Below are 17229 nucleotides of genomic sequence, written 5' to 3' on the forward strand. Positions count from 1 at the left end.
AATTTTGGCCTTTACAAAATTGTTGTTTTTTGTAAACTAATCATCAAATGTAACTCCAAATTTATGCCTTTTTATGCAAAATCCCGAGGTTTTTATTCTTGCCATTGAAAGTTCTTGTGATGATACTGCAGCGGCCATTTTACACAACGATAAAGTATTGTCAAATGTTGTTGCAAATCAGCTAATTCATAATCAATATGGTGGCGTAGTTCCTGAGCTCGCCTCACGTGCACACCAACAAAACATAGTTCCGGTAGTCGATGCGGCGCTTCGAAAGGCAAATATACAAAAAGAACAGTTATCTGCAATTGCATTTACACAAGGTCCGGGACTCATGGGTTCGCTACTGGTAGGGAGTTCGTTTGCAAAATCACTTGCCCTGGCCTTACAAATTCCTTTGATTGCTGTAAATCACATGCAAGCTCATGTCCTGGCACATTATATAGAGGAAGAGGGCTATGAAAAACCCACTTTCCCGTTCTTGGCCTTAACTATAAGCGGTGGACATACACAAATCATCAAAGTAGATCATTTTTTTGACATGACCGTAATTGGTCAAACCACTGATGACGCAGTTGGAGAAGCTTTTGACAAAAGCGCTAAAATTTTAGGACTTCCCTACCCTGGTGGCCCCTTAATTGATAAATATGCGCAATTAGGAAACCCAAAAGCATTTGCATTTACAAAACCTAAAGTTCCAGGATTAAATTTTAGCTTCTCCGGTTTGAAAACGGCTATTTTATATTTTATTCAAAAGAAAAAATTAGAAAATCCAAACTTTGTTGCTGAGAATCTAAATGATATTTGCGCATCAATCCAACATACTATTATTGAAATTTTAATGGACAAATTAAAATTAGCCGTAAAAGAAACCGGGATCAAACAAATAGCCATCGGCGGAGGCGTTTCTGCTAATTCCGGAATCCGAAATACATTAAAGGAAACAGAAAACATATATGGTTGGAAAACCTTTATTCCTAAATTTGAATACACTACTGATAATGCTGCAATGATAGGAATTGTAGGATATCAAAAATTTTTAACCCAAACATTTGAAACTTCATCTGTTGTTTCTAAAGCAAGAATACAATTATAAATTATGCAATTATTCTTTAACCCTACTATTACAGAATCCACGACAATTTTTTCTTTTGATAAAGAAGAAAGCAAACACATTATCAAAGTATTACGCAAGAAAGATACCGATATATTATTTGTAACCAATGGCTCAGGCTACTTATTTAAAACAGAAATAACACTGGCATCCGACAGTAAATGCACCGTTAAAATCCTTTCGTTCGAAAAAGCCCCAGTTGCAAAATTTCACATACATCTGGCTGTAGCGCCAACTAAAATGAATGACCGTTACGAATGGTTTTTGGAAAAAGCAACCGAAATAGGCATTCACGAAATCACACCTATTATTTGTGATCACTCAGAGCGAAAAGTTATCAATAATGAACGATTTGATAAAATTTTATTAGCTGCCATGAAGCAATCTAACGAATTATACCTGCCGAAATTAAATCAGGCCATATTGATGAAAGATTTTTTAAAACACAACTATGAAGGCCTTAAATTAATTGCCCATTGTGAGGAAACGGATAAAAAATCATTGAAATCCGTTTTGAAACCAAATGAAAATGTGACCCTACTAATAGGCCCTGAAGGTGATTTTTCAGAAAAAGAAATTGCATTGGCAATTGACAACAAGTACATTCCGGTTTCATTAGGAAATACAAGGCTACGAACAGAAACGGCAGCAATAGTGGCTTGTCACAGCATACACTTTGTCAATGAATAATAATAAAACGTGTTTGGATTGCTGAACAATCAAAAAAAACAATGCACAAAATGGGTGCAAATAATAGAAATTGGCTATGAAAAAAATATTTTATTTACTCTTATTATTTTCGGTCGTTTCATTTTCGCAGGAAATTGCATTGTTAAAATACAGTGGTGGTGGCGATTGGTATGCAAACCCAACATCATTACCCAATTTGATAAAATACTGCAATGCAACTATAAATACCCAAATAAAAACAAAGCCAGCCACGGTTGAGCCTGCTAGTCCTGATTTATTTTCATACCCTTATGTGCATATGACCGGCCATGGAAATGTAGTTTTTAGTGCTGCTGATAGCAACAACCTTAAAAATTATTTGCTGGCTGGAGGATTTCTTCATATTGATGATAATTATGGAATGGACCAATACATCCGAAAAGAAATCAAAAAAATATTTCCAAATAATAGTCTAGTGGAAATTCCAGCGAGTCATGCCATTTTTCAAAAACCATTCTCGTTCCCAAACGGATTACCCAAAATACACGAACATGACGGTAAACGACCCCAAGCTTTTGGACTTTTTATAAAAAATAAATTAATACTGCTTTATACCTATGAATGCGATTTAGGAGATGGATGGGAAGATCCAGAAGTCAATAATGATCCAGCAGCGATTCGAGAAAAAGCATTAAAAATGGGGGCAAATATTATCAATTATATTTTTAATAATTAACACTGCTTACCAATAATTTATTTTGAGTAACAATCATCGTATAATGTCGTGTTTTACAATTAGACAACAAGAAGTAACAAATCGATTTTAAGATACTATTTTTACATTTTTTTTGACTTTATGACTTTTTAACTTTCGAGTTCTGTAGCGCTATAATTCTTAATATCCTTCTTTGAAAGATGCCATCGCTAACAATCAAATAAAAAATACAGATTAGTATTAATTGTGAAAATAAATAGTTTGAAAAATCCACCATTACTTTCTTTTTTCAGAGGTAAAATTAGCATTAAAGAATCATTTAATAAGAATAATATTAATTACAATCTCCCTAAATATATTTTATTAAGACCAGAGGTAAATCAAGAACACGACAGCAGAAAGAGGCTACTAAAAAGTCATAATTGATATTTATTTCATGAAAAAATAGATATTTATTTTTTTTCATGAAATAATTGTTATAAAATTGTTAAATCATTAACCAAATCTATTAATTTATAACAAACTCGATTATGAAAAATTTTTTTTTACCCGTTGCTGCTCTTTTAATGCTTTTCTCTTGTCAAAATGATACAGCAGAAACAACTTCGGAAGCAAGCGCTGTATCTCAACGCGGTTGTGCCACTCAAGAAGTTCTTGCTGCACAAATGAAAGCTGATCCATCATTAGCCTTGAGAATGAATAAAATTGAAGCATTTACTGAAAAAGCAATGTTAGCCGGTCGATTAGTTAACGGTAAAGTAGAAATTCCTGTAGTTGTAAACGTTTTATACAGAACTGCGGCAGAAAACATAACTGATGCTCAAATTCAATCTCAAATAGATGTATTAAACGAAGATTTTAATGCTACTAATTCAGATTTCAGCAGTACTCCCGCTTTATTCTCTGGAGTTGCAGCAAATGTTGGTATTACTTTCGTTTTAGAAACAATAAATAGAAAATCTACTACTAAAACTTCATGGGGCACAAGAGATGCTATGAAAAAAACAAAACAAGGCGGTTTAGACCCTACTTCACCAACAACATCACTTAATATATGGGCTTGTACTATTGGTGGCGGTATCTTAGGTTATGCGCAATTTCCTGGCGGATCAACGGCTACTGATGGTGTTGTAGTTGATTCAAAATATTTTGGATTATCTGGATCAGGGGCTTATCCTTATAACTTAGGAAGAACAGCAACTCACGAAGTAGGACACTGGATGAATTTACGTCATATCTGGGGTGATGCAACTTGTGGAAGTGATTTAGTTTCTGACACACCTACACACAATACTGCTAATTATGGCGTTCCTGCTTATCCTCATTACAGCACATGCTCTGGAACTCCTGTAGAAATGACTATGAATTACATGGATTACACAGATGATAGGGGTATGTATATGTTCTCTAATGGCCAAAAATCAAGAATGGCTGCAATTTTTGTTGCAGGCGGAGCAAGAGCAGGTTTTGGAGTATAATTCCTAAATAAATTTATAAAATAAGCGACCTAAAAAGTCGCTATTTTTATTTATAAGCATTACGTGTTTATATTTCTTCATTACGATAAGTAACCTATTAACAGCATAAATTTTATTTAAATAGTCTTTACTGTTCTTATCCAAAAAGCAAGATTTAAATTATTTTATAAATAAGTAATCATAAAATTTTTTTTTAAATAAAAATTGTTATAAAATTGTGATATAATAAACCAAATCTATTAATTTATAACAAATTCATTATGAAAAAAATTCTTTTATCTGCTGTAGCATTATTAATGCTTTTTTCTTGTCAAAATGACACAACAGAAATTACTCCATCAGCTGATGCAGTTACAAAACGTGGTTGCGCATCTCAAGAGGTGTTAGCTGCCCAAATGAAAGCTGATCCGTCATTAGTTTTGCGAATGAATAAAATTGAAGCTTTTACTGACAAAGCAATGTTATCTGGTCGCTTAGTTAACGGTAAAGTAGAAATCCCAGTGGTCGTAAACGTTTTATACAGAACTACAGCTGAAAATATTTCGCTGGCACAAATCCAATCCCAAATTGACGTATTGAATAAAGATTTTAATGCTGCAAATTCTGATTATAATTCAGTTCCCGCAGCATTTTCAGGAGTAAAAGCAAATGTTGGAATTACATTCGTCTTACAAAGTGTAAAGAGAAGATCTACTACTATAACATCTTGGTCTACAGATGATTCTATGAAAAAATCAACAAATGGAATCGTTCCAACTACACCAACAACTGTATTAAACATGTGGTCTTGTAATCTTGGTGGCGGTATTCTAGGCTACGCACAATTTCCTGGAGGTGCATCGTCTACCGATGGAGTAGTAATGGATAACAATGCATTCGGTACTACCGGGACAGTAACAGCGCCATTTAATCTAGGAAGAACAGCAACTCACGAAGTAGGACACTGGATGAATTTACGTCACATTTGGGGTGATGCTACTTGTGGAAGCGATTTAGTTTCTGACACGCCTACGCACAATACTGCTAATTATGGTGTTCCTACCTACCCTCATTACAGTACATGCTCTGGTACTCCTGTAGAAATGACTATGAATTACATGGATTATACAGATGATAGAGGTATGTACATGTTCTCTAACGGCCAAAAATCAAGAATGGATGCAATTTTTGTTTCTGGTGGAGCAAGAGCGAGTTTCGGAATATAATTTTTAGTTTTTTAGAATTTAAAACTCGCTACTTGTTAGCGAGTTTTTTTTATCTTTAGCCCTTAATATAAAGATATGATTACGTCAAAAACCATTTCTAGCGGCATTATCCGTGCGCTACTTACCTTAGTGCTAGGTGCTTTAGTGCTGTTCTTTTTCTACCAAATTCAATCGGTGATAATTTATCTTGTAGTATCCTTTATATTCACAATGATTGGAAATCCTATTTTAGATTTTTTTAAACGGAGATTAAAATTTAATCATCTCTTTGCTACTATTACCACTTTGTTTATTTTTATACTGATTATATTTGGTTTCATAATGATGTTTATTCCTTTGATTTTATCCCAAGGACAAAATTTATCACTGCTCAACACAGCAGAAATTGAAAAAAATATAATTGAGTTAGCCAATCAGATCAGTGTGTTTTTGGAAAGTCATCAAATTGATTCCTCACAAATACTTAAGGAAGCCAACATTTCCTCTAAAATAAATTTTAATATCATTCCAAATTTTCTAAATGCTATTTTGGGAACAATCAGTAGTTTTGTTGTGGGACTGGCTTCGGTACTGTTTATTACTTTTTTCTTTTTAAAAGACCGATTAATGTTTCTTTTAGGAGTAAAAAAATTAATTCCCAATAGTCACGAATTTCAAATTTTAAATTCACTGGAAAAGATCAACCATTTACTATCGCGTTATTTTATTGGATTATTGCTTCAATTATTTATTGTGTTTCTTTTATACTTCATAGTCTTAGTCATTTTTGGTATTCCCGATGCAATTGTTATTGCTTTTTTATGTGCTGTATTGAATATTATCCCCTACATAGGTCCATTAATTGCATCGGTGTTAGCCGCAATTTTGACTATGATCAGCAATTTAGGTGGTGACTTCCAATCCGATATTTTACCTACGACAATTTACGTTCTTATTGGTTTTTGGATCGTTCAGATTATTGATAACAATTTATCCCAACCTATTATCTTTTCAAAAAGTGTCAGTTCACATCCCTTAGAAATATTTCTGGTTATCTTAATTGCCGGTTTTCTTTTTGGAATATTGGGAATGATTGTAGCCGTTCCATTGTATACAATAATTAAGGTGATAGGGAAAGAATTTTTTCCGGAAAATAAGATCATTCAATCATTAACTAAAGACCTTTAATTTTGGATTTAATGATTTTAAATCCTGAAGTACAAGTATTTATCAATGCTAACATTGGTACACACGTAGCAACATTAGCATTACAAAAAAATCCCTTTCCCAATGTGGATTGGATCACCATTTTGAACCAAATAGACGCTAAGACAAAAGCAAAAGATAAATTGCCACATTGGTTCTTGTCCCAAAACATCATTTATCCAAGCAAACTTTCAGTAGAACAAACGTCTTCTGAAAAAACAGCTTCTTATAAAGCTTCTATTGTTACTGGTGATCACTTAATCGATTTGACTGGAGGTTTTGGTGTGGATGATTTTTATTTTGCACAAAAAATAAAAGAAGTGGTTCATTGCGAAATTAATCCCGATTTATCTCAACTTGTAAAACACAATTTTGAGCAATTACGTGTTCCTAATATTACTTGTTATACCGGAGATAGTCTGGCAACCTTAACCGCTTTAAAAACAAACTGGGACTGGATTTATATTGATCCTTCCAGAAGAAATGATACCAAAGGAAAGGTATTCATGCTTAAAGATTGTTTGCCAAATGTTCCTAAAAATCTAACTCTTTATTTTAAAAATACAAATGCTATTCTCATAAAAACGGCTCCTATTCTTGATATTACTGCCGGACTAACGGAATTACAACACGTGAAACAAATTCATATTATAGCCGTTGAGAACGAAGTTAAGGAATTGTTATGGGAACTTCATGCAGCTTATTCCGGACCAATACGCATTAAAACTGTCAATATCCTCAAGGATAAAAATGAAACTTTTGATTTTATTTGGAATGAAGTTGCTAGTTTTTCAAATTTCAGCTTACCTCAAACCTATTTATACGAACCCAATAGTGCTATTATGAAATCAGGTGGATTTGATGAAGTGGGATCCTTTTACAAAGTCAATAAACTACACAAGCATTCCCACTTATACACTTCCATGGACTTAATTCCCTTTCCGGGTCGTGTTTTTGAAATTCAAAATACATTTTCCTATAACAAAACAGCGATGAAATTTTTTTTAGAAAACAGTAAAGCCAATATCACAACTCGGAATTTTCCGGACAGTGTAGAAAGTATTCGGAAAAAATGGAAAATAAAAGACGGAGGAAATATATATAGTTTTTTTACAACTGATGAAAATAACCATAAAATAGTTTTAATTTGCACCAAAATATCATAAAAATGAAATTCATAATTACATTAACTTTCTTTTTCTTCAGTTTGAGTCTTTTTGCACAAAAACCATGTGATTACAGTGAAAACGTTACTGATTCAATAGGAACCTATAAATCAACTAAAGAATATATGATTAGTGAAAAAAAATTTGCCGGAAACTCCAGCTATATTTTCTATTCACTGGCTTTAACGGATGGATTACCAACCTTAAACATACAATTTATCCAAAAAAGCAAGGGATTTATAAAAGCGAATTGTTTTGATAAAAATTCAAAATTGTTTTTACAACTCAACAACGGAAAAATAATTACGTTGATACACACTGATCAAGAAGATTGTGGCACTTTGATTCGTGATGACAATGGATATGATAACCGGATCAATTCTGCAGCATTTATGTTTATGAAGGATAGTTTTGAAGAATTAAAAAGTTCTCCAGTTTCTATGATGCGCATCAAATATTTAACTGATACAGAGGATTTTATTATAAAAAAGGAATTTAAATCGGAATTAAACAACGAAATTTACTATCCGGAAACCTACTTTATAAATACGATAAAGTGTATCGAATAATAGTTTATTTACATTCCCATTTAGTATTAGAAATAGTGTCATTCAACCCTGATTTTACATTATAATGCCACCATTCCGAATCAAATGAATTAAAACCACTACTAATCATTGTTGTTTTCAGCAGGTTTCTATTTGCCTTTACTGTGTGCGAAACAGTAGGATAATCATGACTCGCTTCGACTCCAAAAAAATCAAAACCAGTACCCATATCTAATTCTTTTCCACTGCTGTTCACTAAAGTAAGGTCTACAGCTCCCCCTCTATTATGAATTGATCCCTTCGAAGGATTAGCCACGTACTTAGGATTAGGTACAATTTTCCACATTTTTTTCTGAATATCTAAAGGGCGATAGCAATCAAAAATTTTAATCTTATAGCCCTTTGCCATAAACTTCTCATTGGCTTCAACAAGTGCACGAATGGTTTTTAACCGCAAAAAACATTCTGCGCAATCATATACTTTTGCGTTCAGGAAATTGTCTGTTGTGGCGTATTTCATATCATACACAAAATCTTGACTGTATTCTTTCAAATTTACAAATAGCGTATCATTGCTAATTGGAATCTTTTTTTCGTCTGTTTTAGAAATCAAGTTTTGCGCTTGACAGCTAACAATACAAAAAAGAAAACTAACGAATACAAGTGCTTTGACAGTGAAAATCATGTGTTTATTTTTTATAAAAATAAGGTAAAAAATAGTGGTATCAATTATTCCCTATGAATTAATCCGTTCAGTAATCGTTTCAATTTTGAAAAAGCAATTGCATTTCCTTCAATTTCATTGTATAAAAAAGACAACTAAGATATCCTCTAAAACAAATAAGTCCTCTAAAATTACTTTTAGCGGACTTATTTGTTTTTCCTAATAGTGATCTAAATGCATAGTAAGACCCTGACTGTTTTAGAATTTTTTCGTGTTCTTAATTTAATTTGCTGTTTTTTCGGCTAAAGCCAAAATAAATGACCAATCCAATCAAAAGCCATATTCCAAAATAAATCCAGTTCCAAACACTCAATTCAGCCATCATGTACAAACAACAAATCAATCCCAATAGCGGTATCAAAGACAAATTTGATTTAAAAGACCAAACGGATAATCCAGCTAAAACAATCAAGAAAATCCACATTGGAATTTTGTGTTTAAATAAACTAAAACCGCTTTCATATTTCACTGCATCAGCAATTGGCAAACCCGCTATAACAGCAGCATATTTTGCATCATCTTGTTGGTATTGGCGCAATAAATGCTCTAAATCCGGCGTTTCATCAGTGCTGTTTTCAGCATCAATAGTGACTAAATAATTGTATACTTTTTGGGTTTCTTCTTTGTTTAACGAGGTGATGATAGCGGATGAACTGTTGATTTGAGTTTTATTGGTAATAAAATCCATTGTTCCTTTTTTATTGTAACCAAAAGCAAACACCAATCCCATAATAATCAAAACTGGCAATATGAATTTTGAATTTACATAAGGAGTTTTAAATTTTCCACGAGGTATATCGGTTCTGTTTTGTAACACTAAAACTCCGGCACAAACCAATACAAAAGCGAATAACGTTCCAATACTGCACAAATCCGTAACCAATGTTAAATTCAAAAATAAAGCGGGAACTGCTACTACAAACCCGGTAACAATTGTCGCATACGATGGTGTTTTGTATTTTGGATGTACTTTTGAGAAACGTTTTGGCAACAAACCATCACGACTCATACTCATCCAGATACGCGGTTGTCCCATTTGAAAAACCAATAAAACACTTGCCATAGCCACAACCGCACTGACGGCAATGATTCCGGACATCCATTTTAGGTCTAATTTTTCAAATACAAAAGCCAAGGGATCACCTACATTCAACTGGTCATAACGCACCATTCCGGTAAGTACCAGAGCAATGGCAATATATAAAACGGTACATATTATTATGGCCCACATCATTCCTTTAGGCAAATCACGTTGTGGATCTTTGCATTCCTCAGCCGTTGTCGAGATGGCATCAAACCCAATGTAAGCAAAAAACACTGCTGAAACTCCTTTTAAAACTCCTGTAACACCATTAGGCGCAAAAGGGTCCCAATTTGCAGTATCCACATAGAAAACACCAACCGCTATGACTAAAAGAACAATACATAATTTGACAACCACCATGATATTACTCGCATTTCGAGATTCTTTCATTCCGCGGTAAATCAATGCCGTAATCAAAACAATAATCAGTAGTGCAGGAAGATCTGCCACAAAATGAAACGATCCAATAACCGGCGAAGTCGTCCAGGCTGTATAAGCATCCTGTAAAGCAGGACTTAAGTTTGCAAATTCTTTGCCACCTTGCATTAGCGCAATGGCATCGTCAAAACCTCTGGAAGCGGACAAAAAATCCATTTGAACCCATTGTGGTAAGTGAAGCCCGCCACTTTCAAGTAAACCCGTAAAATAGTCACTCCACGATATGGCGACCGTTATATTCCCCACAGAATATTCCATTATCAGCGCCCAACCAATAATCCAGGCTATTATTTCTCCAAAAGCCACATACGAATACGTATAAGCACTTCCGGAAACGGGAACCATCGATGCAAATTCAGCATACGCAAAAGCAGCAAAACTACAGGCTATAGCAGTAAACAAGAACAAAAAGATAACTGCAGGCCCTCCATCAGAACTAGCTTTACCAATCGTACTGAAAATTCCGGCTCCTACAATTGCGGCGATACCAAAAGCTGTTAAATCACGCGCCGTTAAATGTTTTCCTAATGCATTATGGCCATCGGCATCTCTTTTTTCAACCTGTTTTAAAATATCTTGTACTGTTTTTTTTCTAAATAAACTTGAAGATGCCATAAACTAAACTTTATCATTAAAAATTAATAAACTGTAAATTGTATGCTATAATTATGAAAATAGTTCAAATTATCTTCAAAATTCAAAAGTATAAAACAATTTTAATTAATGGAGTTTCTCTAACTATTTTTTTATTTATTTTTTATAAAAGTTAAATCAATTTTTTTTTATAGTAAATAAGTCAAATTTTGCTATTCATCTAATTAAAAAATAATTTTAAAAAACAGCTGCAATTATTATTTCAACCAGCTTTTTAGAATCGTGACCGGATGCAAGGCTTTTCTACTGGTACCATCAAAAATCTGATGGCGGCAACTAGTTCCTGCTGCTGCGATGGCCACTGTTGCATCAGTAGCTCTTATTTTTGGGAACAAGGTGTCTTCTCCCATTTGCATGCTGATTTCATAATGTTCTTTTTCATAACCAAAAGAGCCAGCCATACCACAACATCCCGAATTATAAATCGTAACTGAACTATTTTTAGGGACATTCAACATTACAAAAGTTGCTTCCATAGTACTCAATGACTTCTGGTGACAATGTCCGTGAATTTTTATTGTTTTTGCAACATCAGAAAATTGATCGGGATTAATTTTGCCTTTTGTAATCTCATTTTTAAAAAACTCTTCAATCGTAAATACATGTTGTGCTAATTTTTCAGCACCTTCCTTATCGTCAGCCAATCGAATGTATTCATCTCTAAAGGTCAATATTGCTGAAGGTTCTATTCCTATCAACGGAAAATCAGTAGTAACATAATCCGAAAAAACAGTTACGTTTATGTTTGCGATTGCTTTGGCTTCTTCCAGAAAACCTTTAGAGATAAAAGCCCTTCCGCTTTCCTCATGATCCACCATAATTACTTCATATCCTAATGCTGTCAATAACTCGTACGCATCAATGCCTACTGAAACATCATAAAAATTAGTAAATTCATCACAAAACAAACATACTTTTCCGTTTACAAAAGAATCACTTGGTGCTTGATTCCAATTTTTCTCATACCATTTTCTAAAGGTTTGCTGAGCCAGAGGAGGTACTTCTCTTTTTGAGGCAATTCCCATGGTTTTTTTTACCAAAGGCAAGTTCAGCATGAAATTCGTAAACTTTGGAGTGATACTCCCCAGTCCATTCAATTTCGCATTAAAAGCAAATACTTTATTGCGCCATGAAAATCCATTCGCTTTTTGATAGTGGTACAGAAACTCTGATTTCATTGCTGCCACATCCACATTACTGGGACATTCACTGGCACAAGCCTTGCAGCTCACACACAACTCAAATACCTTATATAATTCTTCATGATCGAACTTATTGTCTTTTTCTGAATGCGTCAAATATTCCCGCAGCGCATTGGCTCTGGCGCGCGTCGTATCTTTTTCATTCCGCGTGGCGCGATAGCTAGGACACAAGGTTCCTCCGGCCGAAGGTAATTTTCTGCAATCACCAGAACCATTACATTTTTCCGCAGCACGCAAAATCCCCATACTATCAGAGAAATCCTGAATAGTTTGTATTTCCGGTTCTACTCTCCCCGCTTCCATCCGAAGGTTTTCATCCATTTTGAAAGCGTTTACAATTTTTCCCACATTCAAAATGGTGTTGGGGTCAAAAGCATGTTTGATTCTTTTCAATAATTCATAATTCTGTTCTCCAATCATAAAAGGTAAAAACTCTCCACGAACAATACCGTCCCCATGTTCCCCGCTCAAGGAACCTCTGTATTTTTTGACTAAAACAGCCACTTCGGTTGCGATGTTTCTAAATTGGTGTATCCCTTCTTTTGTTTTCAAATTCAAAACCGGACGCAAATGCAATTCTCCTGCACCGGCATGCGCATAATAAATAGCACTTTGACCATGACGCTCCATCATTGCGGAGAATTCAGCAATATAATTAGGCAAATCACTCAATTCAACAGCGGTATCTTCAATAGAATCTGCCGCTTTATTGTCGCCAACAATACTGCCTAAAAGTCCAAGACCTGCTTTTCTCAGCTCATTTACTTTATCTATATCTGCTCCGTAAATTTTTGGCAAAGCATACCCAAAATTATTTCGTTCTAAATCGGAAATCAAAGCATTGGCCTGTAATTCAGCATCTTCAATACTGTGATACGAGGCTACTTCAAGCATGATAACCGCTTTTGGTTCTCCTTGAATGAAAAATCTATTTTTAGCCTGTTCCCGGTTGGTTTTGGTACAATCTAATATGGTGTCATCCATCATTTCACAAGTGTACAAATGGTGTTTCATTGCGGTAACCACAGCTTCTAAACTTTCCTGAATAGAATGAAAATGGGCCACTACCATCACATTATTTGTTGGCGGTAGCGGATCTACTTTCAGCGTAATTTCAGTGGTAAATGCTAAAGTTCCTTCGCTTCCACAAAGGAGTTTTCCTAGATTTATAGTACTTTCGGTTCCTCCAAAAAGTTCCGATTTCAATACTAAATCAACTGCATATCCGGTGTTTCTTCTGTGAATTTCAGGTTTCGGAAATTCTTTTGTAATCTCTTTTTGGTTTTCTGTGTTCGAAAGTTCCTCATAAATAGTCTTGTAAATAGAACTTTCAAGCGTTTTCCCTTTTGTTTTTTCAATGAATTCAGCAGAAGTCATTTCTTTAAATACTGCCGAACTTCCATCACTCAAAACTGCTTTAATTTCCACAATTTTATCTCGGGTAACTCCGTACCGAATTGATGTAGTTCCAGATGAATTATTGCCTACCATTCCGCCTATCATACAACGATTGGAAGTCGAAGTATTGGGACCAAAAAACAATCCGTGCGGTTTTAAATATAAATTCAGTTCATCCCGAATTACTCCTGGTTGCACGGTAACGGTTTTTTTAATAGAATCAAAAGCAACAATCTTTGTAAAATGTTTCGAAACATCCACGATTATTCCACTACCTACAGTTTGACCTGCCAATGAAGTTCCGGCAGTTCTAGGCGTAATTGAAATTTTATTTTTTGCTGCAAAGCGAATAATTTTTACAATATCTTCCTCTGTTTTTGGAATCGCTACAGCAAGCGGCAGGATCCTGTAGGCCGAAGCGTCAGTGGCATACAATGTTTTATGAAGGTCATCATATAAAAGAATGCCTTCTAATGATTGAGATAGTTCTTGTAACGGAGGCGTAATTGACATATTGTGAAGTGAATTGCTGTTATTTTCACAAATATAAATATATAGTGGTGTATACTTTAAAAACTAATAAGAAATATTCAAATCCTTTTATTATTTAAGGTAAAGTATTCTTTAATGTTATTTTGAAAAAACGGCAAAGAAATTGCGCTGATAAAAAAAGTCGAATTTTAAACCCATTTTATCGGGTAAATTTCACTAAAAAAACTATTTTTGAATACTTTATAAACAATACTCTAATGAAAAATCGCAAGCACACTCTTTTGCTTATTTTATTCTTTTTACTATCTTTTTCGATTGGTAACGCACAAACATCCGCTACAAATCCCAAAAATGAATTTAGAGCCGTTTGGATTGCTACAGTGGTGAATATTGACTGGCCTAAAATGAGTACTGATAATGTTGCCAAACAAAAAGCAGATTATATTGAGATTTTAGAGGCTTATAAAAAATTAAATTATAATGCAGTCATTGTTCAAATCAGAAGTGTTGGTGATGCTTTTTATCCAACCGAACTAGCGCCTTGGTCTCGTTTTTTGACGGGGAAAGAAGGACAGGCACCAAAACCTTATTTTGACACCTTAGCGTGGATGATTGCTGAAACGCATGCCAGAGGTTTTGAATTTCATGCTTGGATGAATCCATACCGAGCCACAATGGATTACAATACTGCACTTTTAAGTCCTCAACACGATTTTTTTAAATATCCCGAATGGATGATAAAATATGGTGGTAAATACTATTACAATCCTGCTTTGCCTGAAGTTCAAAATCATTTGACAGCTGTCGTGGAAGAAGTCGTTACAAATTATGACATTGATGCCATTCATTTTGATGATTATTTTTATCCGTATAAAATAAAAGGCGAATTATTTGACGACACTGATTCTTTCAAAAAATATGGAGATGGATTGGATTTAGCGGATTGGAGACGTAAAAATGTGAATGATTTTGTAAAAAGTGTTTCAATATCGATCAAAAAAATCAAACCGTGGGTGCAATTTGGCATCAGCCCATTTGGTGTCTGGAGAAATAAATCAGTAGATCCAAGAGGTTCCGAAACGGAATCTGGGCAAACTAATTACGATGATTTATTTGCTGATCCGTTAGCGTGGATGGAAAACAAGTGGATTGATTACCTTGTTCCGCAGCTATACTGGAGTATGGATCACCCTAAAGCTTCCTATTCGAAATTGTTGCGTTGGTGGTCTGAAAATTCAACAAATACGGCAATCTATATTGGTAACGGATCATACAAAATCAATACCGACTCTGACAAAAGATGGAATAATCCATACGAAATCCCCAACCAAATAGACATTACCAGATCATATAAAAATATTCAGGGTAATGCTTTTTTTAGTGCCAAATCATTTTTAAACAAAAATCAAAGTGTGACTCGATTACTGGAAAACAACCAATACAAATATCCTGCACTTCCTCACGTTGTTCCAAATTTTGTCAAAAAAGTAATCGCTGTTCCAAGGGCAAACTCACTGGTTAAAAATTCGATTTCTTCTAGTTTTTATGTTCCTTATCCTGAAAATAGTCAAGTGCGTTATGTGATGGTTTATGGATCTACATCTGAAACACAAATTGATGTGAATGATCCGAGCCAAATCATCAACAAAATTGCTTTCAATGAGAAAAACCTAGTTGAAATAGTAATTCCTACTTATAAATTAGATAAAAATAATTCCTGCGCCATTACATTCATCGATTTTTATGGCAATGAAAGTGAAGCTGCTTTTGTCAATTTTACGCTATAATTTTAATTGAATATAATTTGCCTTAAATGAAAACAGACAATAGACCCTGGTATTGGATTCCCGTTTTAAACTTTGCTTCAGGCTTGCCGTATGCTATTATTATTTCGGTTTCGGTAATAATGTATAAAAACCTAGGAATCAACAATGAGGATATTGGTATATATACCAGTTTACTATATTTACCATGGGTAATCAAACCGCTGTGGAGCCCTTTTATTGACCTCTATTCGACTAAAAGAAAATGGTTTTTGAGCATGCAATTACTGATTGCAGTTGCATTTTTGATTGTGGGTTTGACCATTCCTATGAATAATTTTTTCATGCTAAGTCTAGCTGTTTTTTGGATGGCGGCATTTGCATCAGCCTCTAATGATGTGGCCAGTGATGGCTTTTACATGTTGGCTTTAGAGAAAGACCAACAATCCTTTTTCCTTGGAATCCGGAGTACATTTTACAGACTTTCTATGCTTACCGGAAACGGATTAATTGTAGTTATTGCTGGTTATCTGGAACAGGAATATGGAGACAAACAAAAAGCATGGTCCTACACCATGGTAATTGTAGGATTAATTATGACGGTAATTACCATTTACAATTATTTTTCGACTCCAAAAATTGAAACAAAAATTGCAGAGGCAAAAACGGAATCAGTCCCAAATAAAAGCTTCGGAGTTGTTTTTGCTACTTTTTTTCAAAAGAAACAAATTGGTTTAGTTTTGGCTTTCATTTTATTATTCAGATTAGGAGAATCTCAGTTATTAAAAATGTTAACTCCTTTTTTAATAGATCCTATAACTGCAGGAGGCATGGGCTTAACCACACAGGATGTTGGCGTTATCTATGGGACTTTTGGCGTGATTTCGCTTACTTTGGGCGGCATCTTAGGCGGTATTGCCATTTCCAGAGATGGATTAGGAAAATGGATGTTACCCATGATTTTAGCCATGCACTTACCTATAATAGGATTCATACTATTATCCCATTTTCATCCCGGTTCCGTTTTCTATATTTATGCGACGGTGATTGCGGAACAATTTGGTTATGGATTTGGTTTTGCGGCTTTCATGATGTACTTGATTTATGTGGCTGATGGCGAATCAAAAACCTCTCACTACTCTATTGCAACCGGATTTATGGCGTTAGGAATGATGCTTCCGGGAATGTTGAGCGGATTTATTCAAGACTATTTGGGCTATGGAAATTTCTTTATTTGGGTGTTTTTGGCAACCATCCCTGGATTAATTTTATCCCGCTTTTTGATTTTTCCTGCAAATTTCGGTAAGAAAACAGAACAAGAATAAACAAACTAGCTTTTTTTTAAACATATAAGTCATATAAGTTTATTTAAGAAAGTAAGACTCTCTTAAAAA

General features: G+C 34.4%; 13 protein-coding genes. 10 read left to right on the plus strand and 3 right to left on the minus strand.

Features of this window, described 5'->3' with window-relative positions; translation table 11 throughout:
• Positions 1 to 73: 73 nt before the first annotated feature.
• The 8 genes from tsaD to EKL96_RS07035 all read left to right on the plus strand — a co-directional run bounded on the left by tsaD (position 74) and on the right by EKL96_RS07035 (position 8101).
• A complete protein-coding gene (gene tsaD, locus EKL96_RS07000; protein WP_126460033.1) occupies positions 74 to 1096 on the plus strand; it encodes a tRNA (adenosine(37)-N6)-threonylcarbamoyltransferase complex transferase subunit TsaD in 1023 nt (340 codons plus the stop codon).
• Between the two features lie 3 nt (positions 1097 to 1099).
• Positions 1100 to 1804, plus strand: coding sequence for a 16S rRNA (uracil(1498)-N(3))-methyltransferase (locus tag EKL96_RS07005; RefSeq protein WP_126460036.1), 705 nt, complete (start codon positions 1100 to 1102; stop codon positions 1802 to 1804).
• Between the two features lie 76 nt (positions 1805 to 1880).
• Entirely contained in the window at positions 1881 to 2519 is a 639-nt protein-coding gene (locus tag EKL96_RS07010) for a DUF4159 domain-containing protein (RefSeq protein WP_126460039.1), read from the plus strand.
• Positions 2520 to 3028: 509 nt separating this feature from the next.
• The gene (locus tag EKL96_RS07015) at positions 3029 to 3976 is read left to right on the plus strand and encodes a zinc metalloprotease (RefSeq protein WP_126460042.1); all 948 of its coding nucleotides are present in this window, start codon (positions 3029 to 3031) and stop codon (positions 3974 to 3976) included.
• Positions 3977 to 4236: 260 nt separating this feature from the next.
• A complete protein-coding gene (locus EKL96_RS07020) occupies positions 4237 to 5181 on the plus strand; it encodes a zinc metalloprotease (protein ID WP_126453317.1) in 945 nt (314 codons plus the stop codon).
• A gap of 75 nt (positions 5182 to 5256) precedes the next feature.
• Positions 5257 to 6348: an AI-2E family transporter gene (locus EKL96_RS07025; protein ID WP_126460045.1), complete on the plus strand. Its 1092-nt coding sequence runs from the start codon at positions 5257 to 5259 to the stop codon at positions 6346 to 6348.
• A 2-nt stretch (positions 6349 to 6350) separates the two neighbouring features.
• A complete protein-coding gene (locus EKL96_RS07030; protein ID WP_126460048.1) occupies positions 6351 to 7532 on the plus strand; it encodes a THUMP-like domain-containing protein in 1182 nt (393 codons plus the stop codon).
• Positions 7533 to 7534: 2 nt separating this feature from the next.
• Positions 7535 to 8101 carry a hypothetical protein gene (locus EKL96_RS07035; protein WP_126460051.1) on the plus strand — a complete coding sequence of 189 codons (567 nt, stop codon included), beginning with the start codon at positions 7535 to 7537 and terminating at the stop codon, positions 8099 to 8101.
• 4 nt (positions 8102 to 8105) lie between these two features.
• Here the strand turns inward: EKL96_RS07035 and EKL96_RS07040 are convergent, their stop codons facing one another.
• The 3 genes from EKL96_RS07040 to EKL96_RS07050 form a co-directional block, all read right to left on the minus strand.
• Positions 8106 to 8765 carry a M15 family metallopeptidase gene (locus EKL96_RS07040; protein WP_126460054.1) on the minus strand — a complete coding sequence of 220 codons (660 nt, stop codon included), beginning with the start codon at positions 8763 to 8765 and terminating at the stop codon, positions 8106 to 8108.
• A 256-nt stretch (positions 8766 to 9021) separates the two neighbouring features.
• Positions 9022 to 10941, minus strand: a complete 1920-nt coding sequence (locus EKL96_RS07045; RefSeq protein WP_126460057.1) for an amino acid permease — start codon at positions 10939 to 10941, stop codon at positions 9022 to 9024.
• A 236-nt stretch (positions 10942 to 11177) separates the two neighbouring features.
• Complete coding sequence (locus EKL96_RS07050; RefSeq protein WP_126460060.1) at positions 11178 to 14093, minus strand: FAD-binding and (Fe-S)-binding domain-containing protein; 2916 nt, start codon at positions 14091 to 14093, stop codon at positions 11178 to 11180.
• Between the two features lie 236 nt (positions 14094 to 14329).
• Between EKL96_RS07050 and EKL96_RS07055 the strand changes: the two genes are divergently transcribed.
• Positions 14330 to 15859, plus strand: a complete 1530-nt coding sequence (locus tag EKL96_RS07055) for a glycoside hydrolase family 10 protein (RefSeq protein ID WP_126460063.1) — start codon at positions 14330 to 14332, stop codon at positions 15857 to 15859.
• 26 nt (positions 15860 to 15885) lie between these two features.
• Positions 15886 to 17160, plus strand: coding sequence for an MFS transporter (locus tag EKL96_RS07060; protein ID WP_126460066.1), 1275 nt, complete (start codon positions 15886 to 15888; stop codon positions 17158 to 17160).
• Positions 17161 to 17229: the final 69 nt, after the last annotated feature.

This window comes from Flavobacterium sp. LS1R10 (assembly GCF_003968825.1).
GTDB lineage: Bacteria > Bacteroidota > Bacteroidia > Flavobacteriales > Flavobacteriaceae > Flavobacterium.